Source organism: Ensifer adhaerens (assembly GCF_002940685.1).
Lineage (GTDB): Bacteria > Pseudomonadota > Alphaproteobacteria > Rhizobiales > Rhizobiaceae > Ensifer > Ensifer adhaerens_E.
Map to the genome: position 1 here is coordinate 25,814 of NZ_PNFP01000028.1, position 21,935 is coordinate 47,748.

Annotated in this window: 18 protein-coding genes; 6 read left to right on the forward strand and 12 right to left on the reverse strand. The window is 63.2% G+C overall.

Annotated features, from left to right (window positions below):
- Positions 1-19: 19 nt before the first annotated feature.
- From C1A35_RS33625 to C1A35_RS33660, 8 genes are all read right to left on the reverse strand, one after another.
- Positions 20-1,249 (reverse strand): ABC transporter substrate-binding protein, encoded by a 1,230-nt coding sequence (locus tag C1A35_RS33625; protein WP_104668566.1) that lies wholly within the window; start codon positions 1,247-1,249, stop codon positions 20-22.
- Positions 1,250-1,269: 20 nt separating this feature from the next.
- Positions 1,270-2,418, reverse strand: a complete 1,149-nt coding sequence (locus C1A35_RS33630; RefSeq protein ID WP_104668567.1) for an ABC transporter ATP-binding protein — start codon at positions 2,416-2,418, stop codon at positions 1,270-1,272.
- A 194-nt stretch (positions 2,419-2,612) separates the two neighbouring features.
- Positions 2,613-5,639 (reverse strand): aminotransferase class III-fold pyridoxal phosphate-dependent enzyme, encoded by a 3,027-nt coding sequence (locus C1A35_RS33635; RefSeq protein WP_104668568.1) that lies wholly within the window; start codon positions 5,637-5,639, stop codon positions 2,613-2,615.
- 13 nt (positions 5,640-5,652) lie between these two features.
- The gene (locus C1A35_RS33640; protein ID WP_104668569.1) at positions 5,653-6,345 is read right to left on the reverse strand and encodes an SDR family oxidoreductase; all 693 of its coding nucleotides are present in this window, start codon (positions 6,343-6,345) and stop codon (positions 5,653-5,655) included.
- Positions 6,326-7,981 (reverse strand): amino acid ABC transporter permease, encoded by a 1,656-nt coding sequence (locus tag C1A35_RS33645; RefSeq protein WP_104668570.1) that lies wholly within the window; start codon positions 7,979-7,981, stop codon positions 6,326-6,328. The genes C1A35_RS33640 and C1A35_RS33645 overlap by 20 nt, the downstream gene beginning before the upstream one ends.
- 79 nt (positions 7,982-8,060) lie before the next feature.
- Positions 8,061-8,807, reverse strand: coding sequence for a transporter substrate-binding domain-containing protein (locus C1A35_RS33650; RefSeq protein WP_104668571.1), 747 nt, complete (start codon positions 8,805-8,807; stop codon positions 8,061-8,063).
- A gap of 20 nt (positions 8,808-8,827) precedes the next feature.
- A complete protein-coding gene (locus C1A35_RS33655; protein ID WP_234823110.1) occupies positions 8,828-9,901 on the reverse strand; it encodes a LacI family DNA-binding transcriptional regulator in 1,074 nt (357 codons plus the stop codon).
- Between the two features lie 189 nt (positions 9,902-10,090).
- Positions 10,091-10,846, reverse strand: coding sequence for an SDR family NAD(P)-dependent oxidoreductase (locus tag C1A35_RS33660; RefSeq protein ID WP_104668572.1), 756 nt, complete (start codon positions 10,844-10,846; stop codon positions 10,091-10,093).
- A gap of 337 nt (positions 10,847-11,183) precedes the next feature.
- Between C1A35_RS33660 and C1A35_RS33665 the strand changes: the two genes are divergently transcribed.
- The 6 genes from C1A35_RS33665 to C1A35_RS33690 all read left to right on the forward strand — a co-directional run bounded on the left by C1A35_RS33665 (position 11,184) and on the right by C1A35_RS33690 (position 15,300).
- Positions 11,184-11,771, forward strand: a complete 588-nt coding sequence (locus C1A35_RS33665; protein WP_104668573.1) for a L,D-transpeptidase — start codon at positions 11,184-11,186, stop codon at positions 11,769-11,771.
- Between the two features lie 190 nt (positions 11,772-11,961).
- Entirely contained in the window at positions 11,962-12,093 is a 132-nt protein-coding gene (locus C1A35_RS33670) for an ABC transporter (protein ID WP_077963089.1), read from the forward strand.
- Between the two features lie 151 nt (positions 12,094-12,244).
- Positions 12,245-12,817 carry a hypothetical protein gene (locus tag C1A35_RS33675; RefSeq protein ID WP_104668574.1) on the forward strand — a complete coding sequence of 191 codons (573 nt, stop codon included), beginning with the start codon at positions 12,245-12,247 and terminating at the stop codon, positions 12,815-12,817.
- A 227-nt stretch (positions 12,818-13,044) separates the two neighbouring features.
- On the forward strand, positions 13,045-13,632 hold the full coding sequence (locus C1A35_RS33680; RefSeq protein ID WP_104668575.1) for a protein-S-isoprenylcysteine O-methyltransferase: 588 nt from the start codon (positions 13,045-13,047) through the stop codon (positions 13,630-13,632).
- 10 nt (positions 13,633-13,642) lie between these two features.
- Positions 13,643-14,425, forward strand: coding sequence for a hypothetical protein (locus C1A35_RS33685; RefSeq protein ID WP_104668576.1), 783 nt, complete (start codon positions 13,643-13,645; stop codon positions 14,423-14,425).
- Positions 14,422-15,300, forward strand: coding sequence for an SDR family NAD(P)-dependent oxidoreductase (locus tag C1A35_RS33690; protein ID WP_104668577.1), 879 nt, complete (start codon positions 14,422-14,424; stop codon positions 15,298-15,300). Before C1A35_RS33685 ends, C1A35_RS33690 begins: the two co-directional genes overlap by 4 nt.
- 73 nt (positions 15,301-15,373) lie before the next feature.
- Here C1A35_RS33690 and C1A35_RS36920 read toward each other — a convergent pair whose 3' ends face one another.
- The 4 genes from C1A35_RS36920 to repA form a co-directional block, all read right to left on the reverse strand.
- Positions 15,374-16,057, reverse strand: a complete 684-nt coding sequence (locus C1A35_RS36920; RefSeq protein ID WP_234823111.1) for a DUF930 domain-containing protein — start codon at positions 16,055-16,057, stop codon at positions 15,374-15,376.
- Positions 16,058-16,217: 160 nt separating this feature from the next.
- Complete coding sequence (locus tag C1A35_RS33700) at positions 16,218-19,064, reverse strand: DNA translocase FtsK (RefSeq protein ID WP_104668578.1); 2,847 nt, start codon at positions 19,062-19,064, stop codon at positions 16,218-16,220.
- A gap of 341 nt (positions 19,065-19,405) precedes the next feature.
- Positions 19,406-20,482, reverse strand: coding sequence for a plasmid partitioning protein RepB (gene repB / locus C1A35_RS33705; RefSeq protein WP_104668599.1), 1,077 nt, complete (start codon positions 20,480-20,482; stop codon positions 19,406-19,408).
- A 5-nt stretch (positions 20,483-20,487) separates the two neighbouring features.
- Positions 20,488-21,747 carry a plasmid partitioning protein RepA gene (gene repA, locus C1A35_RS33710; protein ID WP_104668579.1) on the reverse strand — a complete coding sequence of 420 codons (1,260 nt, stop codon included), beginning with the start codon at positions 21,745-21,747 and terminating at the stop codon, positions 20,488-20,490.
- Positions 21,748-21,935: the final 188 nt, after the last annotated feature.

Below are 21,935 nucleotides of genomic sequence, written 5' to 3' on the forward strand. Positions count from 1 at the left end.
CTCCCCGTACTCCCTATTCTTACTTGATCAGCCGCTTGGAGCGGTTGACCGCATCGTCGAGATGCTGCTTGGCATTGCCCTGGTCGATCATCGTCGCCTCGATCGCGCGGGCGAGATTGTCCTGGACCTTGCCCCAATTGGCGTTCTTCAGAAACGCGTGGGTCTCGGTGTTGGAGGTCGCCAGAATGTCGAAGAAGGGCTTGTAGATCGGGTCCTTGGTCATGCCCTTTTCTTCAGCAACGCTCGTGCGCACCGGCAGGTCGTTGACGCGCATGGCGACGGCTTCCGGCGAGGAGAAGAACTTGACGAATTCCCAGGCGAGATCCGGATGGGCCGCATCCTTGGCGATCGAGATCGCCGAGACGCCGAGTGCCGAGTGGGCGGTCTTGTCGCCGAACTTCGGCAGTGGTGCTACGCCATACTTGATGCCGGATGCGTCGATGCCCGACTTCGACCACATGGCGCTCTGGAACATGGCGATCTTGCCGCCCTTGAACAGCGTGCTGCCGGTCGTGTCGTCGCCGAGGTTCAGCGTGATCGCTTCCTGTTTCTTGGCCATGTCGCCGAACATGTCGAGCACCTGCGCTGCCGCGTCGCTGTTCATGTAGCCGTCGATCTTCTTGCCGTCGTCGGAAATGTACTTCGTGCCGTTCGACCAGAGGAACTGCTCGAAGTCATAGGGGTCCGGCTTGGCGTCGACGGCAAAGCCATAGACCTTGTTCGGCTCGTCGCGGAACTTGGCGGCCTTGGCGCGCAGGTCGTCCCAGGTCCAGCCGTCATTTGGTTCCTCGACACCGGCCTTGGCGAACATGTCCTTGTTGTAGAAAACCACCTGGGTGGTGAAGCCCGAGGGCATGCCGTAGGTCTTGCCCTCGACACGGACCGTGTTCATCAGGCCCTTCGGGAAATCGTCCGGCTTGATCTCGGCCGCGTCCTTGGCGATCAGGTCGTCGAGCGGCTTCAGCGACGTGTAATATTGCGGAAAGTTCCACATATACATGACGTCAGGCGGGTTGCCGGCGCCGAAGGCCGCGATCAGCTTCTGATCGTATCCATCTGCGTAAGGTTCGACCTGGACCTTCACGCCCGGATGCTTTTCCTCGAATTTCTTGGCGATTTCCTGCTGGATCGCCAAGCTTTCGTCCGTATCCCAGGTCGCAAAGCGCAAGGTCTCTTCTGCGCGAGCCGTTGCGGTTCCGGCGATCGCCAGAACCATCAGCGAGCCGATGATCGACTTCCTGTTGAGCATGTTTCTCCTCCTCGTTCGGGTTACGCGACCCGCTTTGCCTTTTCCTGATTGATGAGCGTCTGCGTCTCGACATCGAGACGCCGCGCGACCGCCTGGCCGTCGCCGTCGAACAGATGGCAATGCTCTGCGGCCAAGCGCAGGTGCACGCGCTCGCGGGCGGAAACCGGATGCGTGCCGCGCACGACCGCGGTCATGTCGCCGCCGTTCTGAAGGCTGATATGGACGTGGCTTTCCGTGCCGAGCCGCTCGACGAGGCGCACGTCGCCGACGAGGTGACCCTCCTCGGCCGAAACCAGCTCGATCTTGTCCGGGCGAATGCCGAGCGTCACCGACTTCGGCTTGGCGATCGGCGCTGCGGCGAGCATTTCGAGCGTCAGCGGATGGGCGAGACCGCCACCATTGAGGGTCACCGAGGTGTCAACCTGCCCGGTCACGTCTGATGTGACGAAGTTCATCCGCGGCGAGCCGATGAAGCCGGCGACGAACAGGTTCGCCGGCTGGTAGAAGAGCTCGAGCGGCGTGCCGAACTGGCTGACCTTGCCCTTGTCGAGAACGACCACGCGGTCGGAAAGCGTCATCGCCTCGACCTGGTCGTGGGTGACATAGATCATCGTCACCCCGAGACGCTCGTGAAGGGCTGCAAGCTCGACTCGCATGGTGACACGCAGGCCGGCATCGAGGTTCGAGAGCGGCTCGTCGAGCAGAAAAAGTTTCGGCTCGCGCACGATCGCACGGCCGATCGCGACGCGCTGGCGCTGGCCGCCCGAGAGCTGGCGCGGCTTGCGGGCCAAGAGCTCCCTGATGCGCAGGATGTCGGCGGCGTTGTCGACACGGCGATCGATCTCGTCGCGCTTCATGCCGTTCAGCGCCAGGCCGAAGGAGAGGTTCTTGCGCACGTTCATGTGCGGGTAGAGCGCGTAGTTCTGGAAGACCATGGCGATATCGCGCTTGGCCGAGGCGATATCGGTGATGTCGCGCTCGCCGAGATGGATCGAACCACCGTCGAGATCCTCGAGACCGGCAATCGAGCGCAGCAGCGTGCTCTTGCCGCAACCGGACGGACCGAGAAAGCAGACGAACTCGCCGTCGGCGATATCGAGGTTGATACCCTTCAAGACTTCAAGCGAACCGAAGCCTTTGCGCAAATTGTCGATGCGGATCGCTGCCAACGGGCCCTCCCTGCCGGCGGAGCGCTGCAATAGGGCCAAAGGCTCAAAAACAGCACCAAGTTAAACGTTTATATGCACGATAAAAACGTTTAACTTTCTTGTAAAGGGAAAAATCGCGTCGATCAGATTTTGCTGTTGAAGGCGATGCCCGACAGCAAAACGGCCACCAAATGGCGGCCGTTTTCGCTTTTGCTTCAGACGCTTAGGCGTCCCAGCGTCTCGTCGAGCGCGTTGAGGAAATAGTCACAATCCTCGACGCTGAAGGGTGCCGGCGGCTTCACCTTGAGCACATTGTGGTGCGGCCCCTCGCTGCTCAAGAGAATGCGGTGCTTCCGCTTCATCTCGGCGATGACGAAATCGAGCTCGCGCGCGGCCGGCTCCAGGGTCTCTCGATCCCGCACCAATTCGATGCCGTTGAAGAGGCCATGGCCTCTGACATCGCCGATGATCGCGTGCTTTTGGGCAAGCGCCCGCGCCCCGTCCATCAGCCTGTCGCCGACGACGCGGCAATGGTGCATCAGCCGCTCATCGCGGATGACGTCGAGCACCGCCAGGCCGATCTCGGCCGAGACCGGATTACCGCCGAAGGTGTTGAAGTATTCCATGCCATTGGCGAACGAGGCGGCAATCGCCTCCGTCGTGACGACGGCCGCCATCGGGTGGCCGTTGCCGATCGGCTTGCCCATGGTGACGATGTCGGGAACGACACCCTGCAACTCATGCGCCCACATGTGGCTGCCGACGCGGCCGAAGCCCACCTGCACTTCGTCGGCAAGGCAGAGGCCGCCTGCGGCGCGCACATGGGCATAGGCCTCACGCAGATAGCCTTCCGGCAGCGACAGCTGACCGCCGGTGCCGAGAATGCCTTCGCTGAAGAACAGCGCCGGGCGACGGCCGTCGGCGGCAAGCGCTGCCACCTGGTTGCGCACGTCCTCGGCATATTTCCGGCCCGCATCCGCATCGTCATAGCGATAGCGCCCACGATAGAGATCCGGCATTTCCGAGACCTTCACATGCGCCGCCTGGCCCTCGCCGCCCTTGCCGGCGAACTTGTAGGGGCTGACGTCGATCAGGCTCGACAGATGGCCGTGATAGGCATGGTCGACGGTGATGATGTCGCGGTTGCCGGTATAGGCGCGCGCCAGGCGGATCGCGAGATCGTTCGCCTCGCTGCCGGAATTGACGAAGAAGCAGATGTTCAGCGGATCCGGGAACTGCGCGGCAAGCCTGCGGGAATATTCGACCAGCGAATCGTGCAGGTAGCGCGAATTGGTGTTCAGCCGCTGCATCTGCGTCTGCGCCGCCTTGACGACGCGCGGGTGGCAATGGCCGACGTGGCAGACATTGTTGACCATGTCGAGCCAGCGCGTGCCGTCCTCGTCGATCAGATGCGCGCCCTCGCCGCCGACGATCTTCAAGGGGGTGGCGCTATAGGCAATGCTCAGCGACCGGCCGATGCGACGATGGCGCTCGCGCACCAGAAAGGCTTTGTCGCGCGGCACAATCACCGAGACCGGGACCGACAGCCCAAGCACGACGCTCGGGTCCGGGCTCACCTCGCGCCAGACCTGCCACTGGTCGCGCACGCCGACACCATGCATTTGGCCGCCAAGACCGAGATGATCGGTGACGACCTGGAAATGCAGATGCGGCGCCCAGTTGCCATTTTCGTTTGCGGAACCGAAGGCGGCGAAAACCTCGCCCTTGGCAATCGCCTGCCCCGCGGAAAGCTTCGCGACGCTGTCGCGCGAGAGATGACCGTAGAGCGTCCAGAAACGCGCACCGCCGTCGATCTCGTGTTCGAGAAGCACGGTTGGGCCGAACCCGTAGGCGACGGCGTCGTCGTGAATGAAGGCGACCTTGCCGGCAAAAGGTGCGGACACCGGCTCGCCGGCCGGGGCAAAAATGTCGACGCCGAGATGCACCGAGCGCCGAGCGCCCGCCGTCTCGTAGGCATCACCCTGATAGATCCCGCGGTCCTCGCCATAAAGACCGACGCCGAAGGCCGCGCCCTCGCGGCCGACCTGCGCCATGATGCGGACTTCGGCTTCCGCCGCATCGAGGCTTGCCCACTGCGCGGCCTCCGGCCCGGTGGCCGAGAAATCGAACACCGTCACTTTCGGCTTGTCGACCGATGGACGAACGATCGGCGTGAAGTCATGCGCGTTCTTTTCAAGCCAGCGCACGACGGCGGCCGCATGCGGGATCGGCGCCAGACCGCAGGCGTCGCGGATGCGCGCGATGGCGATCGAATGGTTCTCGCCCTGCAGACGGTTCAACTCGCGCCAGACATCCTCCTGGCTGACGAGCAGATAGGTATTCTCAGGGTTTTCGCGGATCTGCTTTGCCGCCATGCACATGCTGACGGCGTAGCGGGTCATGACAAGATCGAAAACCAGTTCGACTTCCGTTTCGCTCAAGCAATTGACCTGGTGGTAGGCGCCGGCAAGGGCGGCAATCGTGCCGACCGGATCAGCCGAGCCGATCAGCGCATAGGCCGAAGCGACGGCGATTTCGATCACCCTGAAGGTTTCGACCATGTCGCCGAAATCGAGAAGGCCGCTGACCGTACCGTCCTTGTCGAGCAGCACGTTGTAGTCGTTGGCGTCGTTGTGAATGACCTGCATCGGGCAGGTCGTCAGGCGCGGCAGGACCGTCGAGGCGAAATGGTCGAGGATCGCGCCGACCGCCGCATGCTTGTCGGCACCATCGATCAGCTCGACATGCTTTCGATGCATGTCGGCGCGGCCGATGTCCCAAGCGTAGAGCCGCTTGGCACCGGCATGGGAGAAGTCCTCCAGACTGCGGTCGAGGCCGGCAAGCAACCGGCCGAGGCTTTCGGCACTCGCCGCCTCGCGCAGCGGCGCCTTGGCCCAGGTGTCGCCGGGCAGCCAGGACAGGAGCCGCGCCGTCCGCGAGCCGCGGAGCTCGATCTTGCTGGTAGCGCCGCCTGAGCGAGCGCGAAACGCCCGCGAGATCGGCAGAGCCGGTGCCTTGGCAGAGAGGTGTTCGAGCACCGCCATCTGCATGTCGAGTTCGTCCGCATCGCCGGCAGCATGCAGCTTCAGCAGGTACTCCTGGCCATCGGCAGCGGTGACGCGATAGTTGAGATCGTGCTCGCCCGGCAGCGGCGCGAGGTTCGCCTCGATGCCGTAGGTCTCCGTGAGCCAGGCGCGGATCGTCGCCAGTTCCCGCTCGGTTCTCAAATCTGTCTCTGCCATTTTCCCTGTCCTGTCACCACGAAACCCGCTGCCCGTCATAGGCGCGAAAACTGCCGCTAGCGGCCAAATCTGCCTTGTCGATGATCGCCTTCAGCCCGGCCGCACTCGCCGCCACCGAAATGACGGCGTCGCTGCCGCCCATGTCCGTCTGCACCCAGCCGGGGTGCAGCGAGACGACGGAAATCCCGTCGCCCTTCAGATCCTGCGCGAGCTTGACCGTCGCCATGTTCAGCGCCGCCTTCGAGCAACGATAGGCATAATCGCCGTCGTCGTCGTCGAGCGTGCCTTCGGCCAGCGACCCCGCCCTGCTGCTGATATTGGCGACGACCCGACGTTTGCCGTCCTTAAGGTTGGCAAGAAGCGCCCGCGTCAGCAGAAGCGGCGCGAGCGCATTGACGCGCATCACCTGGAGAAAGTCGTCTGCCTCAAGCGTCGCCAGACCGCCCGTGTCGCCGCGCACGGCCGCGTTGTTGATCAGCACATCGATCGCAACACCCCGGAGCGACCGCCCCAAGGCGTCGATCGATGCGGGATCGGCAACGTCCAGCGTCAGCCGATCTGTCGCATCTTCGACCGGAACAGCTGCCCGCTGGCAGGCGATCACCCGCCAGCCGTCTTCGGCATAGAGCCGCGCGAGTCCCGCGCCGAGCCCGCGGGAGGCCCCCGTGATCAGGACCGTCGGTCGCCTAGCGGTGCTTGATGTCATATTTCCGCTCGACCATGTTGACGAGGCTTGCCGCGGCCAACGTCAGGAAGATGTAGAAGATCGCCGCCGAGTTATAGGGCGCAAACGGCAGGAAGCTTGCCGACTGGAACTCGCGCATCCGCTGGGTGATGTCGCGGATCGAGAGGATCGACAGAAGCGAGGTGTCTTTCAGGATCGCGATCAGTTCGTTGCCGAGTGGCGGAATGATGATGCGGAAGGCCTGCGGCAGGACGACGAGGCGTGCCGTCTGCCAGCGGTTGAGGCCGATGCTGCGCGCCGCCTCGACCTGGCCGACGGGAATGGCGTTGATGCCCGAGCGGAAGATTTCGGCAAGATAGGCCGAATAGGCGAGCGCCATGGCGACGATACCGCGCATCAGGTTCGGCGGATCGAGCACGCCTTGTGTTGCGTCCTTCAGCGCCCCGCTCAAGGGCAGGCCGACATAGAGCACGATCACCAGCATCGGAATGCCTCGGATCGTATCGACGATGAATTCCGAGCCGATCGCCAGCGGATGACGCTGGTGCAGGTAGCCGCCGAAGGTCAGCAGGCCAAGGATGATCGCAAGCACGGCGACGGTAATGCCGGCGGCGCGATCGCGGTCGTTGAGCGCCTCGGTCTTCCAGAGAACCGGCATGTCGGCGGGCGCGGCAGCGGCCGGCAACAGCGCCGCCGAAACCCCCTCACCCTTGGCGATCGAGGCCAGCGCCTCCTTGGGCCCGACGAAGGTGCGCACCGGCGTTTCCGTCTGCGGCGCGCCGTCATACTGGCCGAAACGCACCGCGCTAATCAGGCCCGCCGGCGTGTTGGTGATGATGCCGACCTTGCCGTCGAGCGTGCCGGCGAGCACATAGGTGTCGCGCGGCTGCATGAGGAACCAGCCGGCAGCAAGGGCGAGCACCAGGGTGGCGATCGCGAAGTAGAGGCTGGTCCGGACCGTCGAGTGCAGCTGCAGCAACCCGACCCAGACAAGCCCCATGAGCGCCGCGAGGATATAGGCGGCGATCGCCGCGCGAATGGTGGTGGCGACCCCGGCTGCAAAGGCGATATGGGCGAAGAAGAAAACGAAGACCAGACCCGTACCGTTGATGAGACCGATGATCCAGCGGGCGATGCGCCTCGTCTTTCCGTCGGGAGCGGCATCGGAACGGCTGCTCAGGAAATGAAGCCCGAGGCCGACAAGCGTGATGGCCAGATAGGCGGGAAACAGCCAGGCCTCGACGCCCTGCACCATCAGATCCGCAGCCTCGGTCAATTGCCGTGGCGTCACGCCCTTGACGATCAGCGTCGACTTGAACGGGTCGACACCGTTGGCGACGACGGACGTGATGAAGGGATGGATATTGTGACCGATGACGAGAACAGCGGCCGCGCCGAGATTGAGGAGCGCCGCGACGTTGGCGAGCCGCGGACGCGGCGCCTTGGCGCGCGAGAACACGAGCACCGCGATGCCCGATGCAAAGGCGATCGCCAGCGCCAGAAAGCCGGGCACGAAAGCGGACGAGCCGTTCTCGACGCCGAGGATCGCCCGCAGCGAGCGCTGATAGTCGCCGGAGGAAATGAAGAGATAGATGATGAAGGGCAGCGCGGTCAGGATGATCAGATTGCTCGGACGCACGCTTCTCAGGAACGACATTCATTCCTCCGGGGGCATAGTAGACGGACGGAAGACCCGGAACGCGGGCGCGCTCCGGGTCCGGATCGGCAGGATGAGCCTACTTGAGGCCCCAGTACTTGTTGATCAGCTGGTCGAGCGTGCCGTCGTCCTTGATCATCTTCAGGCCTTCGTTGAAGGCCGCGACGTTTTCGTCGCCCTTGCGGAAGACGAGACCGAGCGGATCGGATTCGAGGTCCTTGATGGCAACGACAAGCTCGCCGGCAAACTCGCGCTCGTAGGCGGCGGCGTTGGCGCCGTTGATGACGACGCCGTCGACGTCCTTGTTCTTCAGCGCGATGATCGCGGCGCTGAACGTGTCGTAAGCGGCAACGTTCTCCTTGCCGACGACGCTCTCGGCGACCTGGGCATCGGTGGTGTTCGCCTGGGCGGAGAGCTTTCTGCCGGCGTCCTTGAAGGCTTCGAGCGTGATGCCCTGGTCGTCAGCGCGCATCAGCACGGCCTGGCTGTTGACGATGTAGGGATCGGAGAAGTCCATCGCCTTCTTGCGCTCCTCGGTGATCGAGACGCCGGAGGCAACGAGATCGAAGCTGCCCTGGTCGAGCGCGGCGAAGATGCCGTCCCACCCCGTCGTGATGAACTCCGCCTGGCAGTTGATCTTGGCGCAGACCGCATTGACGACATCGACGTCGAAGCCGACGACCTGTCCGGTTGCCGGGTCGATGCTCTCCATCGGCGGCGAGGTCGTGTCGGAGCCGACCTTCAACAGCTTGCCGCCGAGGTCGGCGGCATGGGACACGCTCGAAGCAAGGGCTGCAACAGCCAGGGCAATCATCAGTTTTTTCATGGTTCTCCTCCTTTTGATGATTAATTTTGTGTCAGGCGGCCGCCGAGATTGTCGGGCTGGCGCGCGATCAGAGTCGGCCTGAAGACCTGCCTGAGCGCCTTGGGGTCCTCCCCCTCCATGCGGCGCAGCAGGAACTGTCCGAGGGTGCGGCCAAGCACCTCGATCGGCTGGTAGAAGGTGGTAATCGGCGGCGTGAAATAGGCGCTGACATTGATGTCGTCATAGGCGATGACGTCGACGTCGACACCGACCTGCCGCCCGAGGCTGCCAAGCCCCGAGAGCACGCCGAGCGTGGTGGATTCGTTGATGCAGACGAAGGCGGTTGGGGCGTCGTCCCGTTGCAGGAAGTCGATCACCGTCTGCCGGCCGAAATGGGTCGAGAGATCGCCCTCGGCGATCAGGTCCATCGGCGCATCGAGACCCGCCTCGCGAAACGCGCGGACGAAACCGTCGATCCTGTCGAGCGCATAGGAAAGCCGCCGTTCCGGATTGACGAGCGCGATCCGCCGGTGGCCGCCGGCGACCAGCCGCGCGGTCGCCGCATGCGCCGCCCATTCGTTGTCGATGTCGACATGGGCATAGTCCAGTTCCTTGCGGCAGCGCCCCATCGAAACGAAGGGGAAATGCTCGGCGACGAGCAGGTCGATGCGCGGGTCCTCGGCAAGAATGCCGGAGAAGATCAGGCCATCGGCAAGCCCCTGGTCGACGATGCGTCGCGCCGCGTCCGCGCCGTCGGCGGCGTCGCGGATCACATGCACGGACATGCGGTAGTCCGTGCCTTCGAGCGCCTGACTGATGCCGCTCAGGGTCTGGGTGTATTCGACGCCGTCCCATTCGTAGTCGCGCGCCGCGGTCACCGGCATCAGCACGGCGGCCTGAAAGCTCTTGCCGGTGCGAAGCGCCATGCCGCGCGCGTTCGCCTGATAGCCGACTTCACGCGCCGCCTTGTAGATGATGTCTCGAGTCGCAGGCGCGACCACCGGAGATTCGCGCAAGGCCTTCGAGATCGTGGCGATGGAATAGCCCGTCATCTCGGCCAGGGTCTTGATCGTCGGCGTCGGCGCGCGCCGGGCCCTGTGCATCTCAGTCGCCATGCACCCTCCCAGGCTCGCAGCTTCTCCTGAACACAGAGGTAGCAGCCAATAAAAACGTTTTCAAGAAAAATAAAAACGTTTTTATTTTGGGCGAAGCGTACGCGGAAGAACGCGATTGCCACGCGCGGCGCAGGGCCATGAGGCCCGAGAGAAGGGTAAGAAATTCAACGGCTGGGCGATGCAGCCAGCTCAGTGAGCGGTGTAGGCACCGTCGACGAGATGAACGCTCCCGGTGATGAAACTCGCCTGCTCCGACAACAGGAAACAGATCAGAGCAGCGACCTCCTCAGGCGTACCGAGGCGACCCATGGGCTGCAGAGACATGATGCGCCTGCTTCTTGCCGCGTCCGCATTCTCCGCCGAGAGCGGCGTATCGATCCAACCGGGCGCCACGGCATTGATGCGAATTCCCGTTCGGGCATACTCGATTGCAGCAGACTTCGTCAGCCCAACCACCGCATGCTTGGCGGCCGTATAGGCGGCGGCGGCCGGCAGAGCGACAGAACCCAAGATGGAAGACGTGTTGACGATGGCGCCCCCACCCTGGGCCGCCATGGCTGCGATCTCGTACTTCATGCAGTAAAAGACGCCGTGCAGGTTCACATTCATCAATGCGTGCCAGCCATCGAGCGGATAGTCGGCGGTCGCCTTGCGGACGCCGTCGACGCCGGCATTGTTGACCGCCAGATGCAGACCGCCGCAGGTCCGCACGGCGAAGGTCACCAACTTTTCCACGGCGGCGGCGTCAGAAACATCGACGACCACGTCATGGGCCCTGCCACCGTTCGAGCGAATCTCTGCAACGACCCGACGCGCCGCTTCAGCGTCAACGTCGGCAGCCACCACTTCTGCCCCCTCGGCAGCGATCTGCCGACACACGGCTTTGCCAATTCCCGAACCCGCACCGGTCACGAGCGCTACCTTGCCAGCGAAGCCTAAATTCATGCTGCCATTCCTAATTTACGCGTTTCGACTATTCGGGCACGCACGACATCGCAAGACATTTCATCAAATGCAACGTCAGGGCTTCACCTTCCATCCCTCTGCCGCAACAACACACAGGAATCGCAAGAATTCCTGCCTGGAATCATGCGCCGCGCCCAGAACCCGCCCCCGGTTATACAATCCTTTCCATGCATTTCCCCGGTACAAGGCCCCACAAACTTGCGGCGCCATTTGCCTATCCTGTCGCCAAGCCCAGATTGATTTATTGGAACTTGGCCGAAGAGCATTGTAATGCTAAAAGCGAGTCGGGGCGTACCATTTTTCTCAGCAGGTAAAGATGGACAATCACCGCATTACACGGAGATTTCTGCTCGCCGGAAGTCTTAGCCTGTTGGCCGGGTGCAGTTCGACCTGGCAAGGCGTTTCCTTCCCATCCCTGTACGGCGGCACGCCGGGCGTCGACCGCCGCTACCGAAAGCGGCACGTCCGATACGACGGCAACGAGCCGGCCGGCACAATCGTTGTCGACACATCGCAACGCTACCTCTACGCGGTCGAAAATGGCGGATGGGCGATGCGCTACGGAATCGGCGTCGGAGAGGAGGGCCTTACCCTCAAGGGGCGGGCCGTCATCGGAAGAAAAGCCGAGTGGCCGTCCTGGACACCCACGGCAAGCATGATCCGACGCAAACCGGAACTGGCGCAATACGCCGGTGGGGTTTCCGGCGGCCCTCACAACCCCTTGGGAGCGTCAGCCCTATACCTCTATCGCAACGGCCAGGACACCAAGTTTCGCCTCCACGGCACGAATGCGCCCTGGACGATCGGGCAGGCCGTTTCCAATGGCTGCATCCGGCTTACGAACGACGACATCGTCGATCTCTACGCCCGCACGCCAATTGGAACTCAGGTATTGATCATTTGAACACTCACTCTATCTTACTGCGGTATTGGAGTAGGGCCCACATGACTTTGATACACTGTTTGAAGTTCGGTAACGATAAGCCGACCAATGGGTGTGCTCTTTCCGCACTAGGCCGAATCGCGAATTGCTACTAATACTGTGAGTGTTGCCTTCGAATAACCATTCCGATAACAGAGGAAAGGAAATATAGATGAGCAGAATTCTAATCGTGACAGTTGCGTTGCTTTCCGTGGCCAGTCTCGCGGCTTGCGGAACGATCGGCAAAGGCAAGGGCAAGGCGCCACCACCGGTGGCCGAAGAACCAGCGCCCGTTTACAAGTAGTTACCGACCTTAGTTCGGGGAGGATCTCACGGTCCTCCCCGCCCTGTCTGATCGTGGCCGGCTTGGCCACACATCGCGGCGCGCGGATCGAAAAGCCACCTGGAGTGGCATAGTCACGGGCCCATCAGAACTCGGGAGAGATGACGCAATAATGACGCGTTCACGAGGTCGCATTTCCTTCGCTGTCCTGGCCGCAATGGCGGTTACGGCGTGTCAATCGCAAGACAAGGCCCCGCAGCCACGATTTGTCTCAAGCTATGCGGGCACCACGTCACAGCAGCGCGATCAGGGCTATTTCATCGAATTCCGCTCGCGTTATGCGCTCAGTTACGGCCACTCCTACGTGGTTTTCGGCCAGCTCAGCAAATCTGGAGCAATGGTCAATCCGGAAGTTGCAGGCCTTGCCCCCGCGACAAGCGACACCGCTCCCTATGTCATTGGTCACGTTTTGCCGGTTCCGGCCGAAACCGGCGCCAGCGACGGTGATCTGGAGGAACAATACAGGTCCGCGAGCTGGCGCGTCATGTTGACGGAGCCGGAGTATCGCGACGTCGTCGCCAAGATCCGAAAACTCAAGGCCGAAGCAAAGTTCTGGCAGGCGTCAGTCTACAACTGCAACGCGTTTGTCGCCGACATCGCGCGCTCCATGGGCTACAAGACACCAGGCATCTGGCTCAGGCCCCAGCAGTTCATCACGAGGCTGCGCGAGATGAACGGCGGCTAGGCTGAAGCAACGCACACTCCTCCAAACGGTCGACACGGATCGATTGCGCCAGCACCCGCTGCCACCAACACCCTTGCCTGCTGACAATGGCTGCTGATCATGGCTACCGGTTGGCTGCTGACGTTCGATACCTTGTCAGGTCGAGGCGGCGCGTGGCAGTCTCATCTGCGCTTGCCGTTTCGGTGACCGAACCTGCAGCAAGAAAGCTTGGGTGATACAACGTGAACATGTCTGTCGCTTCCATCGGCGAAATCGTCTGGGTCATAGGGATCATTGCCTGGTACGTCATCCGTTATCCCTTTGAGCGCCGTGCAAAGCGCGTGCGGGTGATGAGCAGTCGCCGCTCGGCGACCGATACGATTGGCCTGGCTGCCGCGTTGCTCGGCCTTGCGATCCTGCCGGCATTTTATGTTGCAACGGGAATCCCCGCCTTTGCCGACTATCCCGCGTCTCCGTGGTTGGTGGTTCTTGGCGGCGTCATCTTTGCCATGGCTCTTTGGACGTTCCGCCGCACCCACAAGGAACTTGGCCGAAACTGGTCGATCTCACTGGAAATCCGCGAAAAACATCAACTGATCAGCAGGGGGCCATATGCCCTCGTGCGCCATCCGATGTACACCAGCTTCCTGCTCATGGGCGTTGGGCAAATGTTTCTGCTGTCGAACTGGGTGGCTGGCCTCGTCGGTGTCCTTGGCTTCGCTGTGCTTTTTTTCCTGCGTGTGGACAAGGAGGAGCGCCTGATGCTCGAATTCTTCGGCCCCGAATATCGCGCCTACATGGACAGAACGAAGCGAATTATTCCCTATCTTTACTAGAGGTGGCACGATGCGCGGCCGACCGGTCAAGCTTTCTGCGGCAAGACGCCTTGTCGGAGATCTGATGCGATTTTCGATCGGCGTTCCCCGGGTAACGGTGCAGCGACAGATGAACATCAGCGCGTTGCACAAAGCCCGCGCAGGCCGATCGGATCGGCCCTCGTGGATGGTGTTGTTTCTCAAGGGCTACGGGTTGCTTTCGACGGAGACACCGGAGCTTCGCCGGGCTTACGTCAAGCTGCCGAGACCGCAACTCTATGAATACCCCGGAAGCATCGCGTCCGTTGCCCACGAGCGCGAGCATGAAGGTGAACGGGTTGTGCTTCTCAATACGATCAAGACACCCGAACGGCGGTCCATTGCTGAATTGAGCGCCCTGCTCCAGGAGGCGCGGTCCCGTCCGGTGCTCGAGATCAGGGAATTCCGGCGGGCGCTGAAGATCGCGCGGTTGCCGGCGCCCTTGCGGCGGCTGCTGATGTGGCTCAGCCTGAACATGGGTCGTCAACGGGGCCACCGGTTCGGTACCTTCCAATTGTCCGTCTATTCCGGCCTGGGCGCGGAATCGCTCAATCCGCTGACGCCTTTGACGACGATCTTCAACTATGGGCCGATCGGTGACGACGGATCGGTCACCGTGAGAATCCACTATGACCACCGCGTCATGGACGGCGCCAACGTCGCGCGCGCCCTGGCGCGTTTCGAGGAAATCTTGAACGGGCAGATCGCCGAGGAAGTGGCGCGCCTTTCCGAAGCCGACAACCCGTCAAGCGCTGCGTCGGAGCCATCGGCATGACATCGCATCAATCAACTCGGCCCGCCATTGTCGTTGTCGGAGCGTCCCGGGGCATAGGCAGGGCGATTGCCGAGCTGGCGGCACGAGACGGCGCGCCGGTCGTTCTGGTCGCGCGATCCATCGAAGGGTTGCGCGTCGTGGAGTCCGCGATCAGGCAAGCGGGCGGCGAGGCATTCTCCCTGCCGGTCGATCTTTCCGGCCATGATGCGACGCGCATCCTCGAAGACTTTCTCTCACGCGAAGGCCTCGTCTGCGACGTGCTTGTCAACAGTGCCGGCTATGGTCTGCGTGGCGCTGCGACCGCTCTGCCGGTTGCCGACCAGGTTGGCATGATCGATGTCAATGTTCGCGCGCTTGCCGACCTCACCCTGCACCTGTTGCCGGGCATGGTCGCGCGTCGTCGTGGCGGCATCATCAATCTAGCCTCCGTCGCGAGTTTTACGCCCGGTCCGTACATGGCGATGTATTATGCGAGCAAAGCCTTCGTTCGCTCTTTTTCCGAAGCGCTGTACCAGGAGACGCGAAGGACGGGCGTAACGGTGACCTGCGTTGCGCCGGGGCCGGTATCGACCGAATTCCTCGAAAAGTCCGGCGCCAACAGGGCTGCCCTGTTCAAGGCTTTGCCGAAAGCCAGTCCGGAATATGTGGCAGATTGCGCCTGGCGCGGTTTCAAGGCCCGTCGCCGGCTGGTCATTCCTGGCATTTCCGCCAGATTGGCGATCCTGATGGCAGGCTTCCTTCCTTCCGCGGCGCTTTTGCCGCTGGTCGGCAAGCTGCAACTGCGCGGCAATGACCCCTGCCCCTGCGGATCAGGGAAGCAGCTCAAAAACTGCTGCCGCGCGGGCCACGCCAAAGGCGGAACGGCCTCGGCGTGATCCGCCTGCGCAGCCAGCTTGGGACAATTCGCCAAAGCGCGCACCAACGACCGGATTTCTACCATTGCCCCGATCACTGGGTTTTGGCGTCAGCGGAGAGGAAATGCGCCTCCCACTCGCTTTCCGGAATTTCATCACCAACCTGGAACTCGAAGGCGATGACGCTCTTGATATCCGGCGCCACAGCGCAGCCGAACTTGATGTTGAACCAGCGGCCCTTGCTGCGAAAGGCGGCCCCATCGGCGCGGAGGTTCCGGCCGGCCAGCCTGATCTTGGCCATTGCGTAGGCGGTGAGCGTGTCCGGCCTGAAGTCCGCCTTCCAGCGATGGACCTGCTCCATTGCCTCGAGATTGCAGAGCTGGACGATCCGCTCATCGGCTGCAAGCTGCGAGAGCCCTTCCAGCGCCTGCCTGCTACGCGGGTCGGCGAGTATCGCCGCCGAAAAGAACTGCTTTGCTTGAATGATCGGCAAGGTATCCGGTGGCGGCGTGGCTGCTTCCACAGCCGTCTTCGTTTCCGGAACCGGCTGCGCCGCAGGCGGTGCATCCTGCAGTCCGGACGCTGGCTGCACCACGTCAGGGCGAAGCGGCGGCAAGTCCAGGATCTCAACGGCGATCGCCTCGTCTGGGGTCGCGACGGGTTGCTGAGGTGGTGGAAGGAAGAAAAGCGCCAAGACGGCGATGGCATGAAGGATGAGGGCAACCGCTAGGCTTCGCCAGAGCGTTGTCTCATTGCGGTGATGCGCCACTGCTTGCACCGATCAGATCATCCCATGCGCGACATCCGGGCCGGAAGCATCGCAACCACGCCTGGCGCACGCGACACTACCACCAACTCCAAGATAGAAAAGCCGCCGCCAACAACCTGTCAGCGACGGCTTGAAATCCGTGTTTTTGAGGCAGCGCCTACGACCGGTATCAATCCATGTCGTCGTTGTCGGGGGCGCTCATGTGGTCGCGGTTGCCGTAGATGATCTCGCGCTTGCCGACATGGTTTGCCGGGCCGACGAGGCCTTCCTTTTCCATGCGCTCGACCAGCGAGGCGGCGCGATTGTAGCCGACGCCGAGACGGCGCTGGATGTAGGAGGTCGAGCACTTCTTGTCGCGCAGTACCACCTTGACCGCCTGGTCGTAGAGTTCGTTGCCGTCTTCCGACGCAAGCGCGCTCTTGTCGAACACCGGCGTCTCTTCCTGCGGCTCCTCTTCCTCTTCTTCCGCCGTGACGGTTTCGAGATATTCCGGTCGACCTTGCGTCTTCAGGTGCGCCACGACGTGTTCGACTTCCAGGTCGGAAACGAACGGGCCGTGCACGCGGGCGATGCGTCCGCCGCCCTGCATGTGCAGCATGTCGCCCTGCCCGAGCAGCTGTTCAGCACCCTGTTCGCCGAGAATGGTGCGGCTGTCGATCTTCGAGGTCACCTGGAAGGAGATGCGGGTGGGGAAATTGGCCTTGATCGTGCCGGTGATGACGTCGACCGAGGGACGCTGCGTCGCCATGATCAGGTGGATACCGGCGGCGCGCGCCATCTGCGCCAGCCGCTGGATCGCGCCTTCGATCTCCTTGCCGGCAACCATCATCAGGTCGGCCATCTCGTCGACGATGACGACGATGTAGGGCATCGGCGCGAGATCCATCTCCTGCTGCTCGAACAGCGGCTCGCCGGTACCCTTCTCGAAGCCGGCCTGGACGGTGCACATCACAGGCTCGCCCTTCTCGCGAGCGGCAGCGGCACGCTGGTTGTAGCCGTCGATGTTGCGAACGCCGAGCCGCGACATCTTGCGGTAGCGGTCCTCCATCTCGCGCACGGCCCATTTCAGCGCCATCACCGCCTTCTTCGGATCGGTAACGACGGGCGTCAAAAGGTGGGGGATGCCGTCATAGACGGAGAGTTCGAGCATCTTCGGATCGACCATGATCAGGCGGCACTCTTCCGGCTTCAACCGGTAGAGCAGCGACAGGATCATGGTGTTGATCGCCACCGACTTGCCCGAGCCGGTGGTGCCGGCGACGAGCAGATGTGGCATCTTCGCAAGCTCGGCGATGACCGGTTCGCCGCCGATCGTCTTGCCGAGGCAAAGCGCCAGCTTGTAGCCGGTCTTGCGGAAATCGACGGACTCGATCAGCTCGCGGAAATAGACGGTCTCGCGGGTCGCGTTCGGCAGTTCGATGCCGATGACGTTGCGGCCGGGCACGACCGCAACGCGCGCCGAAAGCGCCGACATGGAGCGGGCAATGTCGTCGGCAAGGTTGATGACGCGCGACGACTTCACGCCCGGTGCCGGCTCGAATTCATAGAGCGTGACGACCGGACCGGGGCGAACATGAATGATCTCGCCCTTGACGCCGAAGTCCTCAAGCACGCTTTCAAGCAGGCCGGCATTCTGCTCCAGCTGCTCCTGCGTCATGAAGAAGCCCTGGCCGACAGGCGCTTCCTGCAGGAGGTCCTCGGACGGAAACTCGTAGGCATCCCCGGCAAATGTGCGTTCAACCACGCCGATCGCCGGCATCGTGTTCGGCGCGCGGGTAACCTGTGCCGGCATGGTGATTGCGGCTTTCGACGCGACAGGTGCCGGCTGTTCGATCTCGACCGGCTCGACCTCGATGATTTCCGGCTCGGCCGCAGCCATGGCTGCAGGCGCATCGGCAACGACAGTGTGCACCGGCGTTACGACCGGATCTTCCGCAGCCGCGGAAGCCTGTTCATGCGAAATCGCGACAGTCTCGACCTTTGCGCCGCGGACGTCGACGACGCGGAACAGCGAGGTGATCGCCGTCGGCGGCATGCGGCGGATTTCGACCGAGCGCACGGGCACCGGCGGCGCAACCACAGCGACAGGAGCGACGACGGGCGTCATCGGTGCCGGGGCCGGCGTCTCGACAAAGGGCTTCGGATGCGCGGTTTGCGCGTCGGCAACGTCGGCATCGTCGGCCGGGCCGAATTCGAAGAACGCAAAATCCGACAGGAAGACAGAATGCTGGGCACCCGGATCGGCGGACGTAGCGGCTGCCGCCTGCGCCACCGGCTCGGTCACGGCGATCGGCGTCGTGAGAACCGGCGCAAGCGCAACGCTGTCCTCGGCGGCGGCCTCGGCGTGCTCGAGCATGGCCGGCTCGATGGTGTTTTGCGCCGCGGTCCACGTCGGCAGCTGGTTGGTCAGCATGCGCAACAGTTCGGACGGGCTATAGGACGGCAGTGGGACCTCGACCTGCGTCGCCTCGTCCGTGGCGGAGGCAGAGGCCTCGACCAGCGCAGGCTCGACCGGGGCCGTCACGACGGCCTCGGCAGTTTCCACGGAAACGGGCGCAGGCTCCGCCGCCACCGCGCCGATGGTCTCCTCGACCTCGGCTGTCGTTTCGCTTTCTTCGACCTGCGGCGCGCGCCGCTTCATGAATTCGCGTTCGGGCGTGCGGGTGAAGCGCACGTTCGGCGCCAGAAAGAAATGGCTCTCCCAGGTGCTGTCGCCGTAGTGGCCGGCAATCTCCGAAAGGGTCGGCAAGGGTTCGCTCATCGTCGACGTCACCTGTGCAGGAGCGTAGGCGGAACCCTGCCCGTAGAGGCGGGTCGCACGGTTCATGGTTTCGACCTGCTGGTTTGCCGGCCGGCGGGGCGCCGACGGCGCCTCGTACAACTGATAGGGATCGGCGGTTTCCGCCTCATGGGTGGGCATACCGCTCAACGCATCATCCTGCGGACCATCGAAATAATCCGCCTGGTTTGCATCATGCAAAGCAGCCTGTGAGAAGTTTGTCCTGGGAATACGCATGGGTCCTGGAAGAGCTAGAGACATCGCCGCGGGGCCTTCTAACCGATAGGAAATGAAGGTTAACAAGTCCCTTCCAACGCCCCGTTTCGAGCCGGGACCCGCGGTCGATTAGCGCCTTTCTGTGGGCTTCCTGCAACGGCAAGGCCCGACGCCTCAAGGGCGCCGCGACCTCCTGTCGCCGCCCTGACGCGGCCGAAAATATTTCTTGGATGGAGGTGATATCCGCGCCCGGAAAGGGCTGCCCGCGGCGACCTGCCACCGGCGCCTTCTGGAAAACGAATCGGACCTGCGTGAGAGCGTCACGCAGGCCCGATTGGAACCTTGAAGAAGCCGGGCTTAGGTCAGCCTTCGCGGCCTGCCGCGAAGACTGCATGCCGCTTGGCAAGCAACTCGACGACCTCGTCGATGAAGGCGGGATCGACATCGGCTGAGAACTCGATGCGGGCATTCTTGCCGTCGCGCTTGAGCTTGGCGAAGGCGCGACCGCCCGCGTCAAGCAGCGTTTCCGGCTTCGCCGCTGCCTCCGGCTTCGGCTTGCGCGACAGGCGAGTGAAGACGATCTGGAACCGCTGGTCGCTTTCGGCTTCGAGGAAGCGGCGCGAGCGGCATTCCTCCTGCGCCGTTTCCACGGCGGCCAAATCCTCAAGCAGCGCGCCGAACGCCATCCAGCGCTCGCGGCCGACCTTCGGCGCCGGGCCGATGGCCCGGGCGATGACCGGCGGTACGCCTTCGGCCACCTGCAAAAGACGGGAAAGCTCGCTCTTCTGCACGGCAAGCGCCTCGCCGATCACCTTGCGGTCGAAGCCGCGATCGGCCAGGGCAGAGGCAAACATCGCCCGCTCGATGAAGGAAAGGTTGCGCCGCTCAGCGTTTTCCTTGCCCTGGGCGAGCACCAGCTCGTCATCGGAAAGCGGGCGGACGATCGCCTTGACCTTGATGCCGAGGCTGCGCACGGCGTTGAGACGACGGTGACCGTAGGCGGTCTGGTAGCGGCCCTGCTTCTCCGGGTGCGGGCGCACCAGGATCGGCGACTGCTGACCGCTGTCGCGGATGCTGTCGGCGAGCGCCAGGAACTCGGGATCGTCGGTCTCGCCATCGGTCAGGCGGTCGCCGACGAAGGAGGCATCGATCAGATCCGGATCAAGCTCGACGACGCGCTCGCCCTGGTGCAAAGCCTCGCGCAGCGCGCGTGCCTCTTCCGCCTCGCGGGTGATGCTGCCGAGCGAAAGCCCCATGGCCTTGATCGCGCCGGAGGCCGCCCGCGGCACATCGGCCTGGGCGGCAGGGACGACCACGGGCTTTACCGGCTGCACGCCGGTTGCCGCCGGCGCCTTGTCGTCAGCCTCCGCAGCAGGGGCCGTCGGGGCGACGTTGCCGGAAAAGAGCGCACGCAGTTCGTTCTTGCGGTTGCCAGCCATGCCGATCAGCGCCCCCAAGCCGCGTGAATGAGCGTTTCGATCTCGCCGTTGACGGCGTTCAGCGATTCAATCGCCCGGTCATAGGTGGCGCGGGTGAAATTCTCGCGCCCGACTTCGTAGAGCGTCTGCTTCGTCAGGCCGGCGTCGGAAACCGCCGTCGATTTCACCATGGCCGAGGTCAGCACGCGATCGCCGAAGAGCGAGCGCATGAAGCCGACGATCTGCGCCTGCGGCCCGTCATTCGGCTCGAAGCGGGTGACGAGGTAGCGCAGGAAGTCGAAGTTGAGTTCGCCGCCGGCCTCGCGCACGACGCTCAAGAGGTCCGAGGTCATGTAGAGGAACTGGTTCATCGAGGCGACGTCGAGCATTTGCGGATGAACGGTCACCACAACGGAGGTCGAGGCGCAGAGCGCCGACAGCGTCAAATAACCGAGCTGCGGCGGGCAGTCTATGATGACGACGTCGTAGTCGTCGGCAACGCTGGCAAGCGCCGCCTGCACGCGGGCAAAGAACAGCGGGCCGGCATCGGCGCCGTTGTGGCGGGCGCTGAGCGCCTGCGGCGTCGTGTGCTCGAATTCCTGAAGCTCGAGGTTTCCGGGCACGAGGTCGAGGCCGTCGAAATAGGTCTTGCGGATGATGTCCTTCAGCGGCCGCGCCTCGGCATCGTAGCGGATCGCGCCATAGAGCGTGTCGTTGCCGGTAAGGTCAAGTTCCGGCTGGTAACCGAAGAGTGCGGACAGCGACGCCTGCGGGTCGAGGTCGACGGCGAGCACGCGGTGGCCGGTCAACGCCAGATATTGCGCGATATGCACCGACGATGTGGTCTTGCCGGAGCCGCCCTTGAAGTTGGTGACCGAGATCACCTGCAGGTGTTCGCCCGCTTCCGCATCGCGCCACTTGAGATAGCTGCGCGCCTTGGCGGCATTGCCCTTGGCAAGCGCCTGTTCGGCCAAGTGCCGGCGAAGCGCATTGATGTCGGAGAGCGAATAGGAGCGGCGGCCGCCAAGCCCGGTATCGGGCTGCGGGCCTTCACCGGCAAGCGAGAGCTGGCGCAGATAGCCGTCAGAAACGCCGATCAGCTTGGCCGCCTCGCCCGAGGTGAAGCTGCGCAAGGTCTTCATCGCCGTCGGCGCGAACAGGCGCTCACGCATCGCCTTCAACTGTTCGGAAAGCGCGCGAGCATCGGCCGCGATCGCTTCGTCGGCCGGACGGCGTGCCTGGGAGTGACCCGCGTCCTGTCTTGCCTGGGTTGCCGTCATATTCATTCTGCCATACTCCTTGCGCGCGTCAGCGGCTCAACGGCGCCACATCGCGCTAACAGAGATTCAATTCAAATACGGCCAATCGGCACTTATTCGGAAAACTCCGTAACAGAGATGCCGGAGCTTGCGATTCGCGTCAAGAGTCGGACGGCATTCGGCGCCGCAGGCGTCCGGCAGACGGACGTGCCAGA

Bases quoted from the DNA above. Each gene is read 5' to 3' on its own strand.
- C1A35_RS33625 (WP_104668566.1), bottom strand. From the start codon at position 1,249: ATGCTCAACAGGAAGTCGATCATCGGCTCGCTGATGGTTCTGGCGATC.
- C1A35_RS33635 (WP_104668568.1), bottom strand. From the start codon at position 5,639: ATGGCAGAGACAGATTTGAGAACCGAGCGGGAACTGGCGACGATCCGC.
- C1A35_RS33640 (WP_104668569.1), bottom strand. From the start codon at position 6,345: ATGACATCAAGCACCGCTAGGCGACCGACGGTCCTGATCACGGGGGCC.
- C1A35_RS33645 (WP_104668570.1), bottom strand. From the start codon at position 7,981: ATGTCGTTCCTGAGAAGCGTGCGTCCGAGCAATCTGATCATCCTGACC.
- C1A35_RS33650 (WP_104668571.1), bottom strand. From the start codon at position 8,807: ATGAAAAAACTGATGATTGCCCTGGCTGTTGCAGCCCTTGCTTCGAGC.
- C1A35_RS33655 (WP_234823110.1), bottom strand. From the start codon at position 9,901: ATGGCGACTGAGATGCACAGGGCCCGGCGCGCGCCGACGCCGACGATC.
- C1A35_RS33660 (WP_104668572.1), bottom strand. From the start codon at position 10,846: ATGAATTTAGGCTTCGCTGGCAAGGTAGCGCTCGTGACCGGTGCGGGT.
- C1A35_RS33665 (WP_104668573.1), top strand. From the start codon at position 11,184: ATGGACAATCACCGCATTACACGGAGATTTCTGCTCGCCGGAAGTCTT.
- C1A35_RS33670 (WP_077963089.1), top strand. From the start codon at position 11,962: ATGAGCAGAATTCTAATCGTGACAGTTGCGTTGCTTTCCGTGGCCAGT.
- C1A35_RS33675 (WP_104668574.1), top strand. From the start codon at position 12,245: ATGACGCGTTCACGAGGTCGCATTTCCTTCGCTGTCCTGGCCGCAATG.
- C1A35_RS33680 (WP_104668575.1), top strand. From the start codon at position 13,045: ATGTCTGTCGCTTCCATCGGCGAAATCGTCTGGGTCATAGGGATCATT.
- C1A35_RS33685 (WP_104668576.1), top strand. From the start codon at position 13,643: ATGCGCGGCCGACCGGTCAAGCTTTCTGCGGCAAGACGCCTTGTCGGA.
- C1A35_RS33690 (WP_104668577.1), top strand. From the start codon at position 14,422: ATGACATCGCATCAATCAACTCGGCCCGCCATTGTCGTTGTCGGAGCG.
- C1A35_RS33700 (WP_104668578.1), bottom strand. From the start codon at position 19,064: ATGCGTATTCCCAGGACAAACTTCTCACAGGCTGCTTTGCATGATGCA.
- repB (WP_104668599.1), bottom strand. From the start codon at position 20,482: ATGGCTGGCAACCGCAAGAACGAACTGCGTGCGCTCTTTTCCGGCAAC.
- repA (WP_104668579.1), bottom strand. From the start codon at position 21,747: ATGAATATGACGGCAACCCAGGCAAGACAGGACGCGGGTCACTCCCAG.